This is a genomic window from Sulfitobacter sp. 15WGC (assembly GCF_005068605.1).
In the GTDB taxonomy this organism is placed as follows: Bacteria; Pseudomonadota; Alphaproteobacteria; order Rhodobacterales; family Rhodobacteraceae; genus Sulfitobacter; species Sulfitobacter faviae.
Window position 1 is genome coordinate 1 of sequence record NZ_SZNL01000139.1, and the last position, 254, is coordinate 254.

The 254-nt window shown below is 60.6% G+C and carries 1 pseudogene; it reads right to left on the minus strand.

Annotation, left to right across the window (positions count from 1 at the left end):
• Nucleotides 1-254, minus strand: a pseudogene (locus FCK22_RS18295) (class I tRNA ligase family protein); the annotation flags it as partial.

Genomic DNA, 254 nt, shown 5'->3' on the forward strand with positions numbered 1-254 from the left:
ACCAGCGCCAGTAATCCGCCGGCAGGATTTCCAACGCCTGATCCATGAAGACGCCGCGCCCACGCGAGGTGGAGAACTGACCGCCGTCATAATTGAGGTAATTGAAGGACTTGATGTAATCCACCAGTTCCACGGCTCGCCCGAGCCCTTGATCGTGGCGGGGAAGCTGAGCGTGTGGAAGGGGACATTGTCCTTGCCCATGAACTGGGTGTAGCGCACGTCTTCGGCGCCGCGGTCGGTGCGCCACCAGCTTT